Source organism: Streptomyces sp. NPDC059994 (assembly GCF_042737755.1).
Classification (GTDB): Bacteria; Actinomycetota; Actinomycetes; order Streptomycetales; family Streptomycetaceae; genus Streptomyces.
The window spans coordinates 68,413-71,064 of the sequence record NZ_JBHWUR010000031.1; the positions used below are offsets into that span (position 1 = coordinate 68,413).

2 protein-coding genes and 1 pseudogene are annotated in these 2,652 nt (G+C 73.0%); 2 read left to right on the forward strand and 1 reads right to left on the reverse strand.

The genetic code is table 11. From position 1 onward, the window contains the following. Window positions 1–60: 60 nt before the first annotated feature. A pseudogene (locus tag ACFWA7_RS17980) lies at window positions 61–1,080 on the reverse strand (SIS domain-containing protein). Between ACFWA7_RS17980 and ACFWA7_RS17985 the strand changes: the two are divergent. Both ACFWA7_RS17985 and nagB read left to right on the forward strand, forming a co-directional pair. After that, window positions 1,079–1,282, forward strand: coding sequence for a hypothetical protein (locus tag ACFWA7_RS17985; protein ID WP_385823810.1), 204 nt, complete (start codon window positions 1,079–1,081; stop codon window positions 1,280–1,282). The pseudogene ACFWA7_RS17980 and the gene ACFWA7_RS17985 overlap by 2 nt on opposite strands. Window positions 1,283–1,333: 51 nt before the next feature. Then, window positions 1,334–2,119: a glucosamine-6-phosphate deaminase gene (gene nagB, locus ACFWA7_RS17990; protein ID WP_385823812.1), complete on the forward strand. Its 786-nt coding sequence runs from the start codon at window positions 1,334–1,336 to the stop codon at window positions 2,117–2,119. Window positions 2,120–2,652 lie beyond the last annotated feature (533 nt).

The window sequence follows — 2,652 nt, forward strand, 5'->3', positions numbered from 1 at the left end:
GCGGGCGTGCGGGCTGCGGCGCGGGTGCGGGCGTACGGCCGGTCGCGGCCCGGACCCGGATCAGTGCGTCTCGGTCACCTTCGCCAGGGCGCGGGGCGCGTCGGGGGCCTGGCCGCGCGCGATCGTCACCTCGTACGCGAGGAGCTGGAGGGAGGATCTCCAGGATCGGCTGGAGCTCCTCGGGGACGCCCTCGACCGGCAGGACGAATCCCGCCGAGGCCGCGTCCACCTGCGGCTTGGGGCCGACGACGAAGAGGTCGGCGCCCCGGCCGCGCAGCCGGTCGAGCACCGGCTGGAGCGCCTGGCCGCCGCGGCCGTCGGTGACCACCGCGATCACCGGCGAGATGTTGTCGACCATGGCCAGCGGGCCGTGCAGCAGGTCGGCGCCGGAGGAGGAGAGTGCGGGGACGTAGCTCGTCTCCATCAGCTGAGGGCGGCTTCCTTGGCCGTGGGATAGCCGTACCCCCGCGAGGTGATGACCATCCGCTCGGCGAACCGGTAGCGGGAGGCCGGCTGTCGCACCTCGTCCTGCCGGGCCAGGATCCGGTCCGCGAGCTCGGGCAGCGCCCCGGCGGCCGAGACGTCGCCGCCACGCAGACCCTCGACGAAGAGATGGAGGGCGAGCAGCGAGGCGGTGTACGTCTTGGTCGCGGGCAGCGCCTTCTCCGGCCCGGCCAGGATGTCGATGTGATGCTCGGAGACGGCCGCGAGCGGCGAGTCGGCGTTGTTGGTGACGGCCAGCGTGATCGCGCCCGCGCCGCGCGCCGCCCGGGTGGAGTCGACGAGGTCGGGCGAGCCGCCGGACTGGCTGACGGTGATGACGAGTACGTCGCTGAGGTCGGGCCGGGCGCCGTACGCGGTGATCGTCGACATCGAGGTGAGCCCGCACGGCACCCCGAGCCGGATCTCCATCAAGTACTTCGCGTAGAGGGCGGCGTTGTCGGAGGTGCCGCGTGCGGTCAGCAGGACGAAGCGGGGCTTGCGCGCGGCGATCGCGGATGCGACGTCTCGGATGCGGGGCGCGCCTTCGGCGAGGATGCGCCGCAGTACGGCGGGCTGCTCCGCCATGTCGCCGCGCATGATCCGGCCAGGCTGCTCGCTGTGCGTCGTGCTCTGCGTCGTGCTCTGCGTCGTGCTCTGCGTCGTGCTCTGCGTCGACGACATCGGGGACGACATGCGCAATGCCTCCAAATGGCGGTCTCCGTACGCGTTGCCGAAACACCTCCAGTCGACCATGGGAGAAGGGCACGACCGCCAGCGGGAGGGCCGCCCGCTCTGCTAGATTGGTCTATACCACCCTGGTTAGTCTACGTCTCCAGATCGGCAGGCCCACGTGGAAGTTGTCATCGTCCCGGACGCCAAGGCAGGCGGCGAGCTCATCGCGGAGTCCATCGCGGCACTGTGGCGCCGCAAGCCCGACGCCCTTCTCGGCGTGGCCACCGGCTCGACCCCGCTGCCCATCTACGACGCGCTGACGGCCAAGGTCGCGGCGGGCGCGGTGGACGCCTCGCGGGCCCGGGTCTGCCAGCTCGACGAATACGTCGGGCTGCCGGTGGGGCACCCCGAGTCCTACCGCGCGACGGTGATCCGCCAGGTCGTCGAGCCGCTCGGGCTCGGCGCGGACTCGTTCATCGGGCCGGACGGGTCGGCGGCGGACGTCCAGGCGGCGTGCGAGGCGTACGACCTGGCGCTGGCCTCGGCCGGAGGCGTGGACCTCCAGATCCTCGGGATCGGCACCGACGGGCACATCGGCTTCAACGAGCCGTGCTCGTCGCTCGCGTCCCGTACCCGGATCAAGACGCTGACGGAGCAGACGCGGGTCGACAACGCGCGCTTCTTCGACGACGACATCGAGCAGGTGCCGCACCACGTGATCACGCAGGGCATCGGCACGATCCTGGAAGCGCGGCATCTGGTGCTGCTCGCGACGGGTGAGGGCAAGGCGGAGGCGGTCGCCCAGACCGTGGAGGGGCCGGTGGCGTCCGTCGTCCCCGCGTCTGCGCTGCAGCTGCATGCGCATGCGACGGTGGTGGTGGATGAGGCGGCTGCGTCGAAGCTGAAGCTTGCGCACTATTTCCGCCATACGTACGCGAACAAGCCGACGTGGCAGGGCCTGTAGCCCGCCCCACCCCGCCCCTTCCCTAAACCCTCCGGGGGTCGGTGGGGGTGAGGGTGGTCTCCCGGGGGCTACACCCCCGGACCCCCTGGCGCGGCTGCGCCCCGCCCCCCCCACTTGCGGGACCTGCGGCCCCTGCACCCCGCTTTGGGGGCTCGGCCCCCGATAACCCCGCCGGGGCTTGGCCCCCGATAACCCCGCCGGGGTTCCACCCCCGCCCCCCGCCTCGGGGCTTCGCCCTGGACCCCGGGCGCGGGGCAAGTGGGTTGCCTGGGCTTCGCCCCCGGACCGCCCCGGTACCCCCGCCAGGCTCCACCCCCGATACCCCCGCCGGGGCTCCACCCCGCCCCCGCTTCGGGGCTCCGCCCTGGACCCCGGGCGCGGGGCAAGCGGGTTGCCTGGGCTTCGCCCCCGGACCCCGTTCGTCTGCGGGCTGTCTGTGGCTGGTCGCGCAGTTCCCCGCGCCCCTGAAGGGCGGGAGCTTCGCTCCCTGCCCCCTGCCCCCGGGCTCCTCAGGCGCCGGAGAGGCTGAAGTG

Excerpts from the sequence above, each read along its gene's own strand:
- ACFWA7_RS17985 (WP_385823810.1), top strand. The coding sequence starts at position 1,079 with ATGATCCGGCCAGGCTGCTCGCTGTGCGTCGTGCTCTGCGTCGTGCTC.